This window comes from Actinokineospora enzanensis DSM 44649 (genome assembly GCF_000374445.1).
Lineage (GTDB): Bacteria > Actinomycetota > Actinomycetes > Mycobacteriales > Pseudonocardiaceae > Actinokineospora > Actinokineospora enzanensis.
On the sequence record NZ_KB894417.1, the window covers coordinates 15,999 to 32,642 of the forward strand.

At 70.7% G+C, this 16,644-nt stretch carries 15 protein-coding genes; 14 read left to right on the forward strand and 1 reads right to left on the reverse strand.

Features of this window, described 5'->3' with window-relative positions; all coding sequences use genetic code 11:
- Positions 1-31 precede the first annotated feature (31 nt).
- The gene (locus C503_RS0118440; protein WP_018683700.1) at positions 32-1,432 is read left to right on the forward strand and encodes an MFS transporter; all 1,401 of its coding nucleotides are present in this window, start codon (positions 32-34) and stop codon (positions 1,430-1,432) included.
- Positions 1,433-1,562: 130 nt separating this feature from the next.
- On the opposite strand, the gene C503_RS0118445 is transcribed toward C503_RS0118440, so the two are convergent.
- Complete coding sequence (locus C503_RS0118445) at positions 1,563-1,766, reverse strand: tautomerase family protein (protein ID WP_018683701.1); 204 nt, start codon at positions 1,764-1,766, stop codon at positions 1,563-1,565.
- A 110-nt stretch (positions 1,767-1,876) separates the two neighbouring features.
- Between C503_RS0118445 and C503_RS43415 the strand changes: the two genes are divergently transcribed.
- From C503_RS43415 to C503_RS39890, 13 genes are all read left to right on the forward strand, one after another.
- A complete protein-coding gene (locus C503_RS43415; RefSeq protein WP_018683702.1) occupies positions 1,877-2,746 on the forward strand; it encodes a helix-turn-helix transcriptional regulator in 870 nt (289 codons plus the stop codon).
- A gap of 633 nt (positions 2,747-3,379) precedes the next feature.
- Positions 3,380-4,300, forward strand: a complete 921-nt coding sequence (locus C503_RS0118455; protein WP_018683703.1) for a pseudouridine-5'-phosphate glycosidase — start codon at positions 3,380-3,382, stop codon at positions 4,298-4,300.
- Entirely contained in the window at positions 4,297-4,989 is a 693-nt protein-coding gene (locus C503_RS0118460) for an HAD family hydrolase (RefSeq protein WP_018683704.1), read from the forward strand. The genes C503_RS0118455 and C503_RS0118460 overlap by 4 nt, the downstream gene beginning before the upstream one ends.
- A 33-nt stretch (positions 4,990-5,022) precedes the next feature.
- Positions 5,023-6,441, forward strand: a complete 1,419-nt coding sequence (locus tag C503_RS0118465; protein WP_084477198.1) for an MFS transporter — start codon at positions 5,023-5,025, stop codon at positions 6,439-6,441.
- A 125-nt stretch (positions 6,442-6,566) separates the two neighbouring features.
- Positions 6,567-7,031: a VOC family protein gene (locus C503_RS0118470; RefSeq protein WP_018683706.1), complete on the forward strand. Its 465-nt coding sequence runs from the start codon at positions 6,567-6,569 to the stop codon at positions 7,029-7,031.
- Positions 7,028-7,501, forward strand: a complete 474-nt coding sequence (locus C503_RS0118475; RefSeq protein ID WP_018683707.1) for a cupin domain-containing protein — start codon at positions 7,028-7,030, stop codon at positions 7,499-7,501. The genes C503_RS0118470 and C503_RS0118475 overlap by 4 nt, the downstream gene beginning before the upstream one ends.
- Before the next feature lie 23 nt (positions 7,502-7,524).
- Positions 7,525-8,658 (forward strand): acyltransferase family protein, encoded by a 1,134-nt coding sequence (locus C503_RS0118480; protein ID WP_018683708.1) that lies wholly within the window; start codon positions 7,525-7,527, stop codon positions 8,656-8,658.
- Positions 8,659-8,670: 12 nt separating this feature from the next.
- A complete protein-coding gene (locus C503_RS0118485) occupies positions 8,671-9,459 on the forward strand; it encodes a cupin domain-containing protein (RefSeq protein ID WP_018683709.1) in 789 nt (262 codons plus the stop codon).
- 2 nt (positions 9,460-9,461) lie between these two features.
- Positions 9,462-11,264, forward strand: coding sequence for an asparagine synthase (glutamine-hydrolyzing) (asnB, locus tag C503_RS0118490; protein ID WP_018683710.1), 1,803 nt, complete (start codon positions 9,462-9,464; stop codon positions 11,262-11,264).
- Positions 11,261-12,262, forward strand: coding sequence for a PrpF domain-containing protein (locus tag C503_RS39885; protein WP_018683711.1), 1,002 nt, complete (start codon positions 11,261-11,263; stop codon positions 12,260-12,262). The genes asnB and C503_RS39885 overlap by 4 nt, the downstream gene beginning before the upstream one ends.
- Complete coding sequence (locus C503_RS0118500; protein ID WP_026316450.1) at positions 12,241-13,338, forward strand: acyl-CoA dehydrogenase family protein; 1,098 nt, start codon at positions 12,241-12,243, stop codon at positions 13,336-13,338. The genes C503_RS39885 and C503_RS0118500 overlap by 22 nt, the downstream gene beginning before the upstream one ends.
- Positions 13,329-14,678 carry a dihydroorotase gene (locus C503_RS0118505; protein ID WP_018683713.1) on the forward strand — a complete coding sequence of 450 codons (1,350 nt, stop codon included), beginning with the start codon at positions 13,329-13,331 and terminating at the stop codon, positions 14,676-14,678. Before C503_RS0118500 ends, C503_RS0118505 begins: the two co-directional genes overlap by 10 nt.
- Positions 14,679-15,856: 1,178 nt before the next feature.
- Positions 15,857-16,513, forward strand: coding sequence for a DUF1990 family protein (locus C503_RS39890; RefSeq protein ID WP_245572520.1), 657 nt, complete (start codon positions 15,857-15,859; stop codon positions 16,511-16,513).
- The last annotated feature ends 131 nt before the right edge of the window (positions 16,514-16,644 follow it).

Sequence of the window (16,644 nt, forward strand, 5' to 3'; positions counted from 1 at the left end):
AGCAGAAACCCGGACCCGCAAAGGAATCCCGATGACCACCGTCGAAGCCCCGACCACCCGGCAGCGGCTCACCCTCGCGCTCCTGCTCACCGCGAGTTTCACCCTCGCCGTCGATTTCTCCATCCTCACCGTCGCGCTTCCCGAGATCGGCGCGGACGTCGGGTTCGCCCTCGACGACCTGCAATGGATCGCCACCGCGTTCGCCCTCTGCGCGGCGGGCTGCACGCTGTTGTTCGGCCGGGTCGCCGACCTGTTCGGCAGGCGGCGCCTGTTCCTTTCCGGCATGGCCCTGCTCGGCGCGGGATCACTCGCGGGCGGCCTGGCCACCGACCCCGTGCTGCTGCTCGCCGCCCGCGTCGCGCAGGGTCTGGCGACGGCGGCGGTCACCCCGGCCGCGCTGTCGCTGCTCACCACCGCGTTCCCCGAGGGCCGCCTGCGCGACCGCGCCCTCGGCCTCAACGGCGCGCTCATGGCCGCCGGGTTCACCACCGGCGCGGTGCTCGGCGGCCTGCTCACCGACCTGCTGAGCTGGCGGTGGGCGTTCCTGGTCAACGTCCCGGTCGCCGTCGCGGTCCTCGTCCTCGGCCCCTCGGTGCTCAAGGAGAGCCGTCCCGCCACGCGCCCGCGCCTGGACGTGCCCGGCGCCGTCACCGTCACGCTCGGCCTGCTGGCGCTGGTGTTCGGCCTGACCAGGGCGGGTGCCCACGGCTGGACGGACACGCTCGCGCTCGTCTCGGTGGCCGCGGGCCTCGTCCTGGTGACCCTCTTCCAGGCGATCGAACGGCGGGTCCAGGCACCGCTGCTGCCGGTCCGCGTGCTGCGCCTTGGCTCGGTCCGCACCGCCAACCTGGCCGGGCTGCTGGCGTTCGCGACCGAGACGTCCCTGGTGTTCCTGCTGACCCTCTACCTGCAGAAGGTCCTCGGCTTCCCGCCGCTCGCCGCCGGTCTGGCGTTCGCGGTCCTGGGCATCGGCACGGTTCTCGGCGGCGTCCGCGCGCCCAAGGTGATCGCCCGGGTGGGCGCGCGGCGCGCCGTCGTGCTCGGCATGACCGCCCAGGCGGTGGCCACGGTGCCGCTGGTCCTGCTGGGCGAGTCGCGGACGTGGCTGGTCCTGCTGCTGGTGGCCACGTTCGTGGGCGGCGTGGCCAACCTGGTCGCCATCGTGGGCTTCATGGTGCTGGCCACCGCGGGCGTGCCGGACGCCGACCAGGGCCTGGCCACCGGGCTGGCGACGCTGAGCCAGCAGATCGGCATCACGCTCGGCATCCCGGTGCTCAGCGCGGTCGCCACCGCCGCCATGCCCGCCGCGACCGGCGCCGGGATCCTGTCCGGCGTGACGACCGCGATCTGGGTGAACGCCGCCCTGTGCGCGGCTACGGCGGTGTTGATGGCCTCGGATCGTAGTGCGCGTCCGGACAGTGCGGGCGCGTGATCCAGATAGTGGATTCCCGCCAACCGGCACCCCGGATATCCGACACTGATACGGCGGCCGCGTCCCCGGGACACGGCCGCCGTCGTGTGCCGGATAACGGGAGGTGGGAATGCGAACGCGCGCGTACCGATTATCGGGGTCGGTCTGTCCGGGAATCCGACGCCAGTGTCCCGCCGCTGCCCCAGTAGCCGGGATCGGTGTCGCGGATGATGACGGTCACCGCCTCCCGCGGGCAGCCTGCCGCCGCCACGAGCGCGTCGGTTATCCCGCGCACGGCCTCGGCGCGCGCGGTTTCCGAGTTCCCCGTCCACCAGTCGACGGTCACCACCGGCATCGTCGTTCTCCCTCTATTCCGCGAATATGTTGTGATCCGAACCACATCAGGGAAGGATTCGCCGCCGCTCGTCGTCCTGAACCGACGAGCCGCCACCCGGAGGGACGACCATGACCAGTGGGGCCATCGCACCAGAGGGCCGCGACCAGGGCACCCGGCGGGTGCTGCGCGACCTCGCCGACGCCCGCCGCGGCGACCCGACCGGCCCCGGCCTGGCGCTGGCCAGCCAGCTGGACGCGGTCGAGGCGGCGATCCAGTACGCCGAGCGGTTGCAGCAGGGGCAGTTGAGCCTGCGCCAGCAGCTGAGCCGGGCACGCACCGCGATCCGGTCCGCGCTGGCGGAGAGCACGGTCCCGGACTCCGGCCCGCCACGCCCGCGCCGGTCCGGCGACGACGTGTTCACCCACGCGCGCACCGAGGTCTGCTTCACGCTCACCCTGCCCGCCACGGCCGAATGCCTGCGCACCGCCGCGGAGCAATACCGATCGCTGGCGGCACAGGGCATCGCGTTGCGCGCCATCTACCCGCTGCCGGTCATCGCCGCGCCCGGGGTCGCCGAACACCTGGAACTGGCCGACGAGCTGGGCGTCCGCTACCGCTTCGCCCCCGCCGCCCCGGTGTTCATGGCGGTGATCGACCGCGCGGTGGCCTTCGTGGCCGCGGGCCAGACCCCGACCGAACGCACCGAACTCGTCTTCCGCGACCGGGACGAGGTGGGACTGCTGGCCGCCGCGTTCGAACAGTCCTGGTCGGCGGCGGGTCGTTCTTCCGCGGCCACGCCCGGGGTACGGCTCACCGCCGAACAGCTGACCGTGCTGCGCACCATGAGCTCCGGCGCCAAGGACGAGGCGATCGCCCGCGAGCTGGGCATCTCGCCACGCACCCTGACCCGCGTCATCTCGTCGATCATGGACGCCCTGGACGCCCGCAGCCGCTTCGAGGCAGGCGCCCGCGCCTCCCGCCTCGGCCTGCTCGACTGAGTCTTTTCGTCCCGCCACCCGTCCCCTCATTCCCGCCCGACACGGTTCCCGACCTGGCAACCGCACCGTTACCAGGGCACCGCGACCGTCGCGGGACAGACCGTGACAGGCAGGCGAGACACCGCCCGTCAACTCGTTCCGGGACCAGGAGAACGCAACAACCCGGTCGGACCCGGTAGTTCCACGGAAAAAACGGAACACGACCGGTGCCCAGGAACGGGCCGCAGGCTTCCCGACACACGCCGCCCGGGTGGGGATCCGCCACCCGGGCGGCGGCGGGTGTCCGGACCGGGCACCGCGACCGCCGGGCCGACGGCACCGGAAAGCGCCCGTTCCCATGCCGTCCCTCCTCATGTCGCGGTGTCCCGACCGACCTGGCGGCACGACCCACCAGCGGGTCGAACCACCGATTCCGAGGCAACCACACCCGCGCGCGCCCGCGGACCATCGTGGCGACTTCTGGTCAGGCGAGTTGTGGCCACCGTTTCACCTGGACTCGCGGCGCGCCGGTCGATCACGATGGGTGTCGACCCGCGACGACCCGGTGTCCCACGGGACTCCCGGAAATCCCGGCCCGAGTCCCGGAAATCCCACACCGGGCGAGAATCCCAGCGAGGAAGCCGAGGAACCACCGTGTCCGAGTTGCTCGACATCAGCGAGGAAGTGCGCGACGCCCTGGCGGACGGCCTGCCCGTGGTGGCCCTGGAGTCCACCGTGATCGCGCACGGCATGGCCTACCCGGGGAACGTGGAGACCGCGCTGGCGATCGAGAAGGCGGTGCGGGACGCCGGTGCCGTGCCCGCCACCGTCGCCATCGCCGACGGCCGGTTCGCGGTCGGCCTGGACGAGTCCGCCATCGAGCGGTTCGCCACCACCGCGGGCATTCCCAAGGTCAGCAGCCGCGACATCGGGCCGCGCCTGGCGGGCGGCGGCCTCGGCGCGACGACCGTGGCGTCCACTGTGGTCGCCGCGGACCTGGCGGGCATCCCGGTGTTCTCGACCGCGGGCATCGGCGGCGTACACCGGGGCGTGACCGAGACGCTGGACATCTCCGCCGATCTCGTGCAGTTCACCCGCAGCCGGGTCGCTGTCGTCTGCGCGGGTGCCAAGAGCATCCTCGACCTCGGGCTCACCCTGGAGTACCTGGAGACCCTGGGCGTCCCGGTCGTCGGCTACCGCTACGACGACTTCCCCGCGTTCTACGTCCGTTCGTCGGGATTCAAGGTGCCGCAACGGATCGACGACCTCGCCGACATCGCCCGCGCCATCCGGCTGCACTGGGCGGCTGGCCTACCGGGCGGCCTGCTGGTCACCGCGCCGATCGACGAGGCCGACGCGCTCGACGGCGGCGAGATCGAGCAGGTCATCCAGCACGCGCTGACCAGCGCCGACGAGGCGGGCGTCACCGGCCCGGCGATCACCCCGTTCCTGATGAAGGCCGTGTCGAAGGCGACCCAGGGCCGCAGCGCGACCGCGAACCGGGCCGTGCTGATCAGCACCGCGCGGCTCGCCGGGCAGCTCGCCGTCGCCTACGCCGAGGGCGGTGCCGCGTGAGCGAACACGTCTTCGGCGCCGTCTTCGACCTCGACGGCACGCTCGCCGACACCCCCGCCGCCATCTCCGGCCTGTTGCGACGCGTCTCGGACGAGTTCGGCCGCCCACGCACCGAGGACGAGGTCCGCCCGACCATCGGGAAACCGCTGGAACCGGCGGTGGCCGGGCTGATCGACCGCCCGGTCGACCACGCGGACACCACCTCCGCCGTCGCCCGCTACCGCGAGCTGTTCGAACGCGAGGTGCTCGGCCGAGGCCCGGACCTGCTGTTCCCCGGTGTCACCGACGGCCTGCACGAGCTGCGCGCGCGAGGCATCGGCCTGGCCGTCGGCACGTCGAAGATCACCCGCTCGGCCGAGCAGCTGCTGACCGCGACCAACATCCGCCACCTGTTCCACCCGGTGATCGGCAACGACCAGGTGGAACATCCGAAACCCCATCCGGACATGGGACTGCGCGCCGCGGCGGAACTGGGACTGCGGCCGGAGTCCTGTGCCTACATCGGCGACACCGAGACCGACATGCGCATGGCGTCCGCCGCCGGGTTGCGCCCGGTCGCGGTCACCTACGGCGTCGCCCCGGCCGCCGCGCTGGCCGCCGAGCCGGAGGTGGTGCTGTGCCACACCTTCACCGACGTGGTGAGCACCCTGCTCGACCTCGTCTACACCCCGGTCGCCACCCGCGGCTGACCGGCCTCCACCCACCGCGAGAAGAAGAAAGCCATGACCAGCGAATCCATCGCGAGTACACATGAGACAGCCGTGCCGGAGGAATCCGGTGCCATCCGGGGCAAGAAGGCCTGGGCGTTGGCCCTGCTCGGCACCGGGCTGTTCCTGGCCACATTGGACTTCTCCATCGTCTACGTCGCCCTGCCCAGCATCGGCGACGGTCTGGCGTTGTCGGAGGCGAACCTGCAATGGGTCGTGAGCGGGTATGCCATCTTCTTCGCCGGGTTCCTGCTGATCGGCGGCCGCGCGGGTGACCGGTTCGGCGCCCGGCGGGTGTTCATCCTGGCCACCGCCCTGTTCGGGATCAGCTCGCTGGCGGCGGGACTCTCGGACAACTTCACCCTCCTGGTGATCGCCCGCGCGGTCCAGGGAATCGGGGCGGGACTGCTCGACCCGTCCACCCTCGGTCTCATCCAGCGGATCTTCCCGGCCGGGCCGCAACGCAACCGGGCCATGTCGGTATGGGGCGCGGTCGGCGCGATCGGCCTGGTCGGCGGCGTGGTCCTGGGCGGGCTGCTGGCGTCGATCTCCTGGCAGTGGGTGTTCTTCGCGACCGTTCCGGTGGCGGCGATCGCCGTGGTCAGCGCGTTCTTCCTACTGCCAAGCGACAAGGACTCCCCGCAGGGGACAGGTTCGCTCAACGTGCTGTCCGGGGTACTCGGGACCGGCGCGATCCTGTTGCTGGTACTGGGACTGACCCGGCTGGCCGACGTCGGGCTCACCAGCACGACCGCGGCCTCGTTCGGCGGGTTCGTGGTGCTGGCCGTCGCCTGGGTCATCCGGGAACGCACCAGTTCCAACCCGTTGATCGCCCGCGCGCTGTTGCGGACCCGTTCCCTGGTGGTCGCCTGCGCGGTCGACGCCTGCTACGCGCTGAGCGTGGGCGTGCAGTTCTTCGTGGTCACACTGTTCCTGCAGGAGCAGGCGGGCTACAGCGCGCTGGCGGCGGGGCTCGGGTTCCTGCCGCTGACCGTCAGCGTCATCGTCGGCAACATCATCGGCGACCGGTTCATCGGCAACCGCGGCCCGCGCGCAATGATCATCGTCGGGCTGTCCACCGCCGCGGTGGGCATGATCCTGCTGGCGCTCAGCACCCATCTCGACGGCTACCTCGCCGGTCAGCTGCCCGGCCTGCTGCTGTCCGGTCTGGGCAACGGCATCGCGTTCCCGGCCATGTTCCTCTACGCGACATCCCAGGTGGAACCGGAGAACCAGGGCGTCGGCGCGGCACTGATCACCACGACCCAGTACGTGTTCAGCGCACTCGGCCTGGCCTTGCTGGTGATCGTCCTCGGGGTCCACCCGGACCTGGGCGACTACACCACCGCGTTCGCGGGCATCGGCGCGCTGGCATTGCTCGGCGCGGTCATCGGCGCGGTGGCCATCCGCCGCCCGGCCGCGCAACCCGTCTGACCCTAAACCACTGCTCCACCCCCACGGCGCCTGCCGTCGGGCCATCCGGCCCGGCGGCAGGTTCCGCATGCCCGGACCTTTTCGCACACGCCGAAAAGAAATCCCGCGAAAGAAACGGAACTCCGATGGAAATCCTGGCCAGCAGGCTCGTCATCCGCCCCACCGACCCGGAGGCGAGCCGGGTCTTCTACCGCGACCGCCTCGGTTTACCGGTGTTCCAGGAGTTCGGGACCGGCCCGGAACGCGGCACCGTGTTCCACCTCGGCGGCGGGTTCCTGGAACTGGTGGGACGCTCGCCGGTCCCGGTGGCGGACCGGCCCGCGCTCTGGCTGCAGGTGCGGAACCTGGCAGCCACCAGGGCGGACCTGCTGGCCAACGGCGTGACACCGGTCCGCGACGCCCGCGTGGAGCCCTGGGGGTTGTGGGAGCTGCACATCGCGGACCCGGACGGGGTGCTGATCTACGTCGTGGAGGTCCCGCGCGACCATCGGTTCCGGCACGGCGTCCCGGTACCCGAGTTCGAGGCGCCGGTGCCGTTGGCGGAACAGATCCGGAACACCGGGAAAGAATATGCGGAGAGCCGGTCATGACCCTCTATGTCGAGGGCGCCGACTCCTATCTCGGTATCCGGGAGACCGCGGAATCGGTGCGCATCGGGGCGAACGAATGCCGCATGCTCATCCCTACCGACGCGACCGGCGACCGCCTGGGACTGTTCTCGCTCTCCCTGGCGCCGAACGGGCCGCACGCCCGGCCGCACTACCACCGGGTGATGACCGAGCTGTTCATCGTCCACTCCGGAGAGGTCCGGCTGACCAGGGGCGACGAGGAGGTCACCGGGACCGCGGGCACCGCGCTCTACGTCCCGCCCGGCGCCCCGCACGGGTTCGCCAACACCTCCGGCGAGCAGGCCGAGCTGTTGATCGCGTTCGTCCCCGGCCTGCACCGGGAGCGGTTCTTCCGCGGCCTGGCCGATCTGATCGACCTCGACACCGCGCCGACCCCGGCCGAGCTGGCGGAGTTCGCCACCCGGTTCGACCAATACACCGTACGAGAGTAGCACCACCCGACCCCTGGGGAGCCATGTTATCCAGCGACCGGACCAGTACAGTCCACACCAGACAGCCGACCGGCAGCCTGGACACCCTCACCGGCCTGCGTTTCGCGGCCGCGATCCTGGTTTTCGCCACGCACATCTCGGCCAACCGCATGTTCGGCAGCCAGGCCGTCGACGACGCGCTCTTCCTCGTGTTCGGCCGCATCGGCTGGTTCAGCGTCACGTTCTTCTTCGTGCTCAGCGGGTTCATCATGGCCTGGTCGCCGCGCGCCGGTGACACCGCCCGTTCGTTCTGGCGCAGGCGGGCGGCCAAGGTCTTCCCCAACCACCTGGTGACGATGTTCGCCGCGGTGATCCTGATGCTGGCCACCGCGCGGATGGTGAACCCGTCGGCGCTGTGCGCCAACACCTTCCTGCTCAGCACCTGGTTCCCCAGCCTGCCGATCTACGACTCGCCCAACGGGCTGAGCTGGTCGCTGTGCTGCGAGGCGTTCTTCTACCTCGCGTTCCCGCTGCTGCACAAGGTGATCCGGCGCATTCCCAGCCGGTGGCTGTGGACCTGCGCGGGCCTGGTCGTGGCTGCCATCATGGTCATACCGGCCGTGGCGATGACCCTGCCGACCACGCCGGTGACGCCGTGGGCGAGCACGATCCCGTTCTGGCACTACTGGTTGGTCTACAGCCTGCCGCCGGTGCGCGCGCTGGACTTCGTGCTCGGCATCCTACTGGCCCGGATCGTCCACACCGGACGCTGGATCCCGCTCGGGCTGGGCCCGGCCGCGCTGCTGATGGTGCCCGCGTACGTGGTGATGCTGGTGGTCCCGCCGCAGTTCGCGATGAACGCGGTCTGCGTGGTGCCGATGGGCCTGCTGGTCGCGGCGGGCGCGGTCGGCGACACCCGGGGCGCGCGCTCGCCGTTCCGCGCGCGGACCTGGGTACAGCTCGGTGAGCTGTCGTTCGCCTTCTACATGGTGCACGAACTGGTCATCCGCTATGGGCTGCGGGTGCTCAACGAGAACAAGTACGTGCTGGGCGGGGTGGTGCTGACGGTGTTCTTCTTCGTCACCTCGCTGCTGCTGGCCCGCTTGCTGTACCGGCACGTCGAGGTGCCCGCGCAGCGCTTCTTCGGCCGACCGCGCGCCGCGCGGACCCTGACCTGAGGAGATCCCCCGATGATCAAGACCAGAACGCTGGGCGCGGTGCTCCCGGCCGCCGAGTTCCGGTTCCGTACCGGCCCGGACGGCGTGGCCGTGGCGACCCCGGTGGGCCCGGAGGTGGACGCCCGGATCGTCCGGCTGGACGTGGTGCGCGTGCCCGCGGGTCGCGTGTGGACCGCGGCGGACGCGCCCGGCGAGGAGAACGTCGCGGTCGTGTTCGCCGGGCACGGCCTGGCCACGTCCGGTCCCGACACGTCGGCCGTCACCCGCGCCGACACCGTCTACTCCCCCACCGGCGACGGTCTGGCGCTGGCGGCGGGCGGCGAGGGCCTGACCGCGTACGTGTGGCGGACGGTGCTGCTCGACGGGAGCCGTCCCGGAACCGCTCCCGCCCGGTTCTCCCGGTTGTGGAACGGGACGACCCGGCTGACCGGGTTCGCCGGGACCGGGCAGGCCGAGGCGTCCGCGCGGACGGCGACGATGAACTTCCTGTTCTGGCCGGGCACCGGCAGCCCGCAGCTGTGCCTGCACTGCGGATACATGCGGCCGGGCGAGTACTTCAACGTCCACGTGCACCCGGACAGCGAGGAGGCGTTCTTCGTCTTCGAGGGCACCGGACAGCTGCACCTGGACGGCGAGTGGATCGACGCCGGGCCCGGGGACGTGCTGTTCGCCGCGCCGGGCGTGCCGCACGGCACCCGGCACCCCGGCGCGCACGACGGCCGGTTCGCCACCTGCGGCGGTCCGACGCCGTTCGATCCCGTCCTGTACCGGCGCGCGGGCGTGTCCCCGGAGGTGATCTGACCATGTGCCGGATCTTCGGCCAGTTCGACGCGGAGACCACGCCGCACGAGTTGCGTACCGTCTCGGCCCTGTTGCGGCACGGCGGCCCGGACGCGCAGACGCGGCTGGACGGGCCGGGCTGGGGGCTGGGCGCCACCCGGCTGGCGATCATGGACCTGGACGGCGGCAGCCAGCCGTACGTGCTGGGCGACATCGTGGCGGTGTTCAACGGCGAGATCTACAACCACCGGGCGCTGCGCCGCACGCTGCTCGAACGCGGCTACCCGATCCCGGACGAGTGCGACGGGTCGATCATTCCCGCGCTCTACGCCGAGTACGGGCCGGACCTGACCGCGCACCTGGACGGCATGTACGCGCTGGCGATCGTGGACCTGCGCGGGGAGCCGCGGCTACTGCTGGCGACCGACGACGTCGGGATGAAACCGCTGTACTACCGGTGGGACGCGGTGGGACGACGGTTGCATTTCGCGTCGGAACTGCCCGCGTTGCTGTCGTTCCGGGACGTGGACGCGGTCCCGTCCGAGACGGGACTGGACGACTACCTGGCGACCAAGACCCCGTTCGGGGAGAACACCCAGTTCCGGGGGATCCACGTGCTACCGCCCGCCGCGACCGCGACGGTGACCCGCGCGGACGGCCTGCGGGTGGGCAGGCGGACTGCCCGGGTCGGGGCCGCCGAAACGCACACTGTGCATACGACGGATGCGGTGGCAGCGGCGAAGCAGTTGCAGGAGCTGCTGCGGGAGGAGGTCCGGCGGCTGACGCTGGCGGACGTGCCGATCAGCGTGGTCACCAGCGGCGGCCTGGACTCCAGCCTGGTCACCGCGCTCGCCTCGGAGCATGTCCCGGAGTTGCACTCGTTCAACATCGCCTACCGGGGCACCTGGCCGCACGACGAACGCGGGTTCGCCACCGAGGTGGCGCGGCGGCACGGCACGCGGCACCACCAGGTGGAGATCGATCCGCGCACATTCCCCGAGTTGCTCTCCGACGTGGTGTGGCACCTGGGTCAGCCCAATGCCGACCCGATCACCCTGAGCACCTACGCCTTGTTCCGAGCGGTGCGGGACGCGGGGTTCAAGGTCGCCCTGACCGGGGACGCGGCCGACGAGCTGTTCGGCGGCTACGACCGCGTCCGCGCAGCCCTGCGCGCGGACGACTGGATCCCCGACTACGTGCGCTCCCTGTCCGCGATCCCCCGCGTGCGGCGACTCGCCCTCTACACACCGGACTATCGGGCGTTCGTCACCGAGCAGGGCACTGCCGAGGACCGCATTACCCAACACCTGCGCTCGTCGACACTGTCTCGTCTGGACACGATCACCGAGTTCGAGATCGGTGCCCGACTCCCCGCCTACCACCTGCGCCGGGTGGACCACCTCAGCATGGCTTCCTCGGTGGAGGTCAGGCTGCCGTTCTGCCAGCCCTCCGTCGTCTCCTACGCGCGGTCCCTCCCCGCCACACTGAAGGTGACGCCCGAGCGCGGCAAACAGGTCCTCTACGACGCGGCGGCGGGTCTGCTGCCGGACTCGGTCCTGAACCGGCCCAAGCAGCCGTTCACCCTGCCGATCACCGCGATGCTCACCCCCGGCGAGCCGCTGTGGGACCTCGCCGTCGACCTGCTGACACCGCACCGGATACGGGCAGGCGGGCAGCTCGACCCGGACGCGGTCGCGGGACTGTTCCGGGACCAGGTGGAACGTCCGGCGGACGACTCGGCGCTGGCGATCTGGTCGCTGCTGATCCACGAGCTGTGGCTGGACCAGTTCACCGGTTCCGCCCGTCTGTCCGGGGTGACGGCGTGATCGCGCACATCGCCGAGGCGGTCGGGGCGCCGACACCGACCGTGGTGCTGGACGCGGAGACGCTGCCGGAGTCGGAGGAGCGGCTACGGCCGGTGCTGACGGAGATCCGGCGGGAACTGATCGCGCGCGGGCAGGGGCAGGTGCTGAAGTTCGCATTGGTCCGACCGTCGGAGCATCCATTGTTCGACTTGGATTACCGGTTCGTCCAGGCATTGCCCGGCGGCCCGGATCGGTTCGATTTCCTGGGCAGCTGCGGGCATTCGATCCTGTCATCAGTGCTGGTGGCCGCGGAAATCAACTGGTTGCCCCGATTGGCGCCGGGCAGCCGCGTGCGGGTGCGGGTACTCAACAACGGCGACCACGTGGTGTGCGAGGTCGACGAGGCCCGGCACGGCGGCGGGTCGTTCACGGTGCACTTCCTCCAGGGCCCGAACGCCGCACTGTCCCGGCTGCTGGTCACCGGCGCGGCTGCGGACTCGCTGCCGACCCCGGCCGGGGTGACCGAGGTGTCGATCGTGGACGTCGGCAACCCGTACGTGTTCGTGGCTGCGACCGAACTGGGGCTGCGCAGCCGGGAGGAGCTGTTCGACGCGGGCGAGGACGTGTTCGCCCGGCTGGCGGGCATCCGCGCGGCCGCCGCGACCCACCTGGGCAGGCCCGCGGGCAGTGTGTTCCCCAAGATCGCGGCCGTCGGCGGCTACCAGCCGGGACGGCTCGCGGCGCGGGCGATCTCCGTCCCGCACTGGCACCCGACCCTGGCGCTCACCGGCGCCACCTGCCTGGCGGCCGCCGCCGCGATTCCCGGGACGGTCCCGTTCCGGTTGTTGCGCCGGGGTGGGGACTTCGCGATCGACACGCCGGGCGGAACGACGTCGGTGTCCGCGTCGGTGGACCGCTCGACCTTGCAATGGGTCAGCGTGCGCGGCAAACGCGCGCACCTGCACGGCCCGATCCGCATCGACCGGGAGGTAGCCGCATGGCAACCGTTGAGCGTGTAGCGCTGTTGCACGACGAACTCGCCCGCGCCGCAGCCGAGGCCGACCGCACGGGCGCGCTACCGGAGCCGGTTCTGACCGCGTTGCGTTCCTCGGGTGTGCTCGGTCTCGCGATCCCGGTCGAGTACGGCGGTTCCGGCGGCGATGCGCTTGCCACGAACACAGTGGTGGCGGAGGTGGCGTCGCTGGATCCGTCGGTGGCGATCATCCTGTTCCAGCATTACGCGGTGAGTGCCCGTATCGCCGAGTGGGGCACGCCGTCCCAGAAATCCCACTACCTGTCCCGTCTGGCGAGCGGCGACTGGCTGGCGGCGTCGGCGTGGAGCGAGAGCGGCGGCGGGGCGGACAAACGCAACATCGCAACACGCGCGCAACGAGTCCCGGACGGCTGGGTGCTCGACGGCGCCAAGTCGTTCACGACCGGCGCCGGGCTGGCCCAGGTGTACCTGGTGCTGGCGCAGTCGTCGGCCCCCACCGGGGACTCGCTGACCTACGGTGCGAGCGGCCAGACGTTCTTCCTGGTCGACGCCACCGCCCCGGGACTGGTGGCGGACACCGGCATGGACCTGGTCGGTATGCGCGCCTCCGCCACCGGTTTCGTCGAGCTGCACGACTGCCGCGTCCCGGCCGGGGCCGTCCTGGGCCCGGAGGGCTCGGCCCCCCGGATCATCGCGGGCGTCCGCGAGTCCGGCGCGACGCTGGGCGCGGTGTCCGTGGGCATCGCCAGGGCCGCGTACCAGTTGGCGTTGCACCACGCCCGCAAACGGGACCTGGGCCCGGCCCAGGCATTGCGCCACCGCCTGGTCGACCTCGCGGGCCAGGTCGAGGCCGCGAACGCCGTGGTCGAACGCGCGGGCCGCCGCGACAGCCCCGACCCCGGCATCGCGACCCTGCTGAGCAAGATCGTCGCGTCCGGCATCGGCGAGTCCGTGTGCGCGGAAGTGCAGCGCCTGTTGGGAAGCAGCGCGTACCTGCACGACCACCCGATCAACCGGCTGGCCCGGGACGCGCGCGCGGTCGGCCTGATGGGCCCGACCAACGACCTCTGCCGAGAGCTGGTGAGCACTCCGTGGACCTGATCATCACCAACGCCCGCCTGGTGACCCCGGACGGCGTGCGTCCGGGCGGCATCGCCGTCCAGGACGGCAGGATCGCCCGCCTGTTACCCCCGGACGTGACCGTTCCCGCGACACAGACCATCGACGCGGAAGGGAAGTACGCCCTCCCCGGCCTGATCGACTCCCACGTCCACTTCCGCACCCCCGGCCTAACCCACAAGGAGGACTGGGCGCACGCCGGCCGCGCCGCCGCCGCGGGCGGTGTCACCACGGTGATCGACATGCCCAACACCCGTCCCGCCCTGCACAGGGTGGAACAGGCCTACGAGAAAGCGGAACTGATCGAGGGCAACTCCCTGGTCGACTACCGGTTCCACTTCGGCGTGGTCGCCGAGACCGTCTCGGAACTGGAGTCCCTCCCGCCGCGAGTCGCGACCTCCGTCAAGGTCTTCATGACCGGCCACCACACGGCCCCCGACGTGGTGCGCGACCCCGCGGTCCTGGAACGGATCTTCATCACCGCCGCCGCCCGCGACCTCCGAGTGATCCTGCACGCCGAGGACGACGCCATCTTCAGCCTGCTGGACCTGGGCACCACCGCCCCCACCACGTACACGGACTACGAACCCCGGCGCCCCCGCAGCGCGGCCATCGTCGCCGTCGCCAAGGTCATCGAACTGGCCCGCCGCCACAACACGTCGACCCACGTACTGCACGTCTCCTCCGCCGAGGAAGCCCACCTCCTGACGGCGGCCCGCGCGGCAGGCATCCCCATCACGTTCGAGACCACCCCGCACCACCTGTCCTTCGTCGCCGAGGACGCCGCCCGCCTCGGCGCCCGCATCCGCCTCAGCCCCGCCATCCGCCAACCCCACGACCGAGGCACCCTCTGGTCCGCCCTCGTCGCGGGCCACATCGCCACCATCGGCAGCGACCACGCCCCACACACCCTGGAAGAGAAGTCCCGCCCCGTCCCGGACGCCCCACCCGGCCTCCCCGGCGTCCAGGAACTCCTCCCGGCCGTCTTCACCGGCCTCCGCCGCCGCTACCCCGACACCCCGATCGACGACCACCTCTCCCTCCTGTCCCGCGTCGCCGCCGCCGAACCCGCCCGCCTGTTCCACATCGACCACCGCAAGGGCTCCCTGGCGGAAGGCAAGGACGCCGACATAGTCCTGTTCGACCCCCACGACACCTGGCCCCTCACCACCCCCCACACCAAGTCCGCCTGGTCCGCCTACGAAGGCTGGACCTTCACCGGCCGCCCCCATCTCACTCTCCGTCGCGGCACCCCCATCCACACCCTCGCCACCAACACCTTCGGCCCACCCACCGGCGAATGGCTCCCCGCCCGCCCCTGAGTTATCCACACCCCCGACTCGCCATCCATTCGACTGTCACCCTTCCCCGGTAAAATGGACTTCGGGGGCCCTCACGGTTATCCACATCCCCGAAATCCATCCCCACCCCCACAATCCCACTTGACAGGGCCACGCCCTCCGCCGCCACCCATCCACAGCCCAGCGACATCCCCCTGGCCCAACACCCCTCACCTCCTAGCCTCGGACTCGGGGGATCCCGGCGAGTTATCCACATTCCCCCAAATCATCCACATTCCTCTCCCCACATTTGACACCCTGATCCATCCACACCTTGACCTCGACCGGTCATCGCGCCACCGTGTTTGACCAGGGGTTCGTTGAGGTTCTCGACGGGTCTGTACCAGCCGAGGGTCTGGCGAGGGCGGCCGTCGAGTTCGCGGGCGACTTCACGAGCCACCACCGAATGACGCCAACGATCCTCCGATGGAACGAACCGACCGTCCCGCCCGCAATTCCCGCGAGATCGTCTCCCACCCCTCAAACCCAACACCACAGACACGATCCGGCGCATCGACCAGTCGAGGCCAAGCCCCCCACAACAACCTCCTTGCCCACCCCGCCCCTCAAGCCGTAACGTTGAAATCGGGGGTCCCCGCAGGTTGTCCACATCCCCCTAAACCATCCACAGCCACCACGAGAACCTTGACAACACCGCAGCCCGGGTTATCCACAAGCATGATCACTCGCGTATCCACGCACGACCCAACCCCGGTAGAATTGAACTCGGGGGATCCCAGGCGAGTTGTCCACAACGCCCGGATTCATCCACAGGCACCCGACAGCGCTTGACAACCCCGACACCGACCCGTTGTCCACAGCGCATCCCAGGCCGTGCTTGCTCCCACCTCACCCAGGCCCTGGCCTCGAACTCGGGGGTCCCTGGGCCAGTTATCCACAAACCCCGAAACCATCCACAGGGCACCGGCACAGCCTTGACACCACACAGCCCCGTGATGTCGAAGTTGTCCACAGCCCGACGCCAGCCACGTTTGCCTGCCACACTCCCCCAGCCCTAACCTCGGACTCGGGGGATCCTCCGGCCAGTTGTGCACAACCGCCGAAACCATCCACAAGCCCGACCGGCCACTTGACGGCGCACGCCCGGCGAGTGAGCGCAGGCACGTTGACGTGCGCGGATGATGAGGCAGGCTGGGATCGTGCGGATAGCGACAGCGCGGACGGTCGACCTCTCACGGGTGCTGGCCGAGTTGGCCGACCGACCGGTCAACTACGTGATGGCCGAGGTCGGACCGGACTGGCACCGCGAGGACCACACGCACCCGCTGGGCCGCGAGTCACCAGGCGAGCCCGTGGTCGGCGGCCTGTTCGAACAGGCCTGTGACCTGGTCCGCGACTACCGGTTCGCCCCACCCGAGCTGATCCACGCCCACTACCGGCACGACGCGCCGCTACTCGGCCGGGACATGCTGCTCGAAGGCCACTTCGGCCCGCTGCATTTCCTCATGGGCGTCCGCGTCACCGCCGTTCTCGACGAACAGACCCCCACCCACACCCGCTGGGGCTGGAGCTACGAGACCCTCACCGGCCATCTCGAACGCGGCCGCCTGGACTACGAGGTCCGCAAGAACCACCGCACCGGCACGATCGACTTCCTCGCCGCCTCGTACTCCCGACCCACCCGCCGCACCAACCCGCTGTTCCGCCTCGGCTGGCACATGTTCGGCCGCCGGATCCAACGCCGCTTCTACCGCCGCGTAGGCGAACAACTCCGCGCCGCCCTCACCACCGGCACACCCACATCCGCCCCGGGCCGACGCCGTGGACTGTCGATTGTGGACCCCGCAACCGGATGACCATCCCCTGTGGATGGATCGCACAACCCACCATGGCTCTTCTACGCGGCCCACCGGGCACGAGAGTTCATGACAGCGCAAGGGATCTCGGCCGTCCGATACGGACGATGGACCGCGCCACAACGGATCTC

What these genes read in the sequence shown, in the direction of transcription:
- asnB (WP_018683710.1), top strand. Translation starts at nt 9,462, where the DNA reads ATGTGCCGGATCTTCGGCCAGTTCGACGCGGAGACCACGCCGCACGAG.
- C503_RS0118440 (WP_018683700.1), top strand. Translation starts at nt 32, where the DNA reads ATGACCACCGTCGAAGCCCCGACCACCCGGCAGCGGCTCACCCTCGCG.
- C503_RS43415 (WP_018683702.1), top strand. Translation starts at nt 1,877, where the DNA reads ATGACCAGTGGGGCCATCGCACCAGAGGGCCGCGACCAGGGCACCCGG.
- C503_RS0118485 (WP_018683709.1), top strand. Translation starts at nt 8,671, where the DNA reads ATGATCAAGACCAGAACGCTGGGCGCGGTGCTCCCGGCCGCCGAGTTC.
- C503_RS0118465 (WP_084477198.1), top strand. Translation starts at nt 5,023, where the DNA reads ATGACCAGCGAATCCATCGCGAGTACACATGAGACAGCCGTGCCGGAG.
- C503_RS0118480 (WP_018683708.1), top strand. Translation starts at nt 7,525, where the DNA reads ATGTTATCCAGCGACCGGACCAGTACAGTCCACACCAGACAGCCGACC.
- C503_RS0118475 (WP_018683707.1), top strand. Translation starts at nt 7,028, where the DNA reads ATGACCCTCTATGTCGAGGGCGCCGACTCCTATCTCGGTATCCGGGAG.
- C503_RS0118445 (WP_018683701.1), bottom strand. Translation starts at nt 1,766, where the DNA reads ATGCCGGTGGTGACCGTCGACTGGTGGACGGGGAACTCGGAAACCGCG.
- C503_RS0118500 (WP_026316450.1), top strand. Translation starts at nt 12,241, where the DNA reads ATGGCAACCGTTGAGCGTGTAGCGCTGTTGCACGACGAACTCGCCCGC.
- C503_RS0118470 (WP_018683706.1), top strand. Translation starts at nt 6,567, where the DNA reads ATGGAAATCCTGGCCAGCAGGCTCGTCATCCGCCCCACCGACCCGGAG.